The organism is Variovorax sp. CF079 (assembly GCF_900101545.1).
Lineage (GTDB): Bacteria > Pseudomonadota > Gammaproteobacteria > Burkholderiales > Burkholderiaceae_C > Variovorax.
Genome location: NZ_FMZU01000067.1, coordinates 1 through 1,193, shown reverse-complemented (window position 1 = coordinate 1,193; position 1,193 = coordinate 1). Strand labels below are relative to the sequence as shown.

Genomic DNA, 1,193 nt, shown 5'->3' with positions numbered 1-1,193 from the left:
GTCGAGGATCTTCGCCACCACGCCCGAGCCCACGGTGCGGCCGCCTTCGCGGATCGCGAAGCGCAGGCCTTCTTCCATGGCGATCGGGTTGATCAGCTTCACGGTGATGCTGACGTTGTCGCCGGGCATGACCATTTCCTTGTCCTTGGGCAGCTCGATCGCGCCGGTCACGTCCGTCGTGCGGAAGTAGAACTGCGGGCGATAGTTGTTGAAGAACGGCGTGTGACGGCCGCCTTCGTCCTTGCTCAGCACATACACCTCGGCGGTGAAGTGCGTGTGCGGCTTGATCGAGCCGGGCTTGCACAGCACCTGGCCGCGCTCGACTTCTTCGCGCTTGGTGCCGCGCAGCAGCACGCCGACGTTGTCGCCGGCCTGGCCCTGGTCCAGCAGCTTGCGGAACATTTCCACGCCGGTGCAGGTGGTCTTCACCGTCGGGCGGATGCCCACGATCTCGATTTCCTCGCCGACCTTGATGACGCCGCGCTCCACCGCGCCGGTCACCACCGTGCCGCGACCGGAGATGGAGAACACGTCTTCCACGGGCATCAGGAAGGTGCCGTCGACCGCGCGCTCGGGCGTGGGGATGTAGGTGTCCAGCGCGTCAGCCAGCTTCATGATGGCTTCCTCGCCCAGCTTGCCCTTGTCGCCTTCCAGGGCGAGCTTGGCCGAGCCGTGGATGATGGGGGTGTCGTCGCCGGGGAATTCGTACTTGTCCAGCAGCTCGCGCACTTCCATTTCGACGAGCTCCAGCAGCTCAGCGTCGTCCACCATGTCGCACTTGTTCAGGAAGACGATGATGTAGCCCACACCGACCTGGCGTGCCAGCAGGATGTGCTCGCGGGTCTGGGGCATGGGGCCGTCGGCGGCCGAGCACACGAGGATGGCGCCGTCCATCTGGGCGGCACCGGTGATCATGTTCTTGACGTAGTCGGCGTGGCCGGGGCAGTCGACGTGGGCGTAGTGGCGGTTGGCCGTTTCGTATTCGACGTGGGCGGTGTTGATGGTGATGCCGCGCGCTTTTTCTTCAGGCGCCGCGTCGATCTGGTCGTAGGCCTTGGCTTCGCCGCCGAACTTCGTCGACAGCACCGTCGCAATCGCCGCCGTCAGCGTGGTCTTGCCATGGTCCACGTGACCGATCGTGCCCACGTTCACGTGCGGCTTCGTGCGGGTGAATTTTCCTTTTGCCATTTTCT

At 64.6% G+C, this 1,193-nt stretch carries 1 protein-coding gene; it reads right to left on the bottom strand.

Annotation, left to right across the window (positions count from 1 at the left end):
* Positions 1 to 1,188: elongation factor Tu (tuf, locus tag BLS74_RS33570; protein WP_093112358.1), on the bottom strand; the 1,188-nt coding region annotated here is incomplete at its 3' end.
* Positions 1,189 to 1,193: the final 5 nt, after the last annotated feature.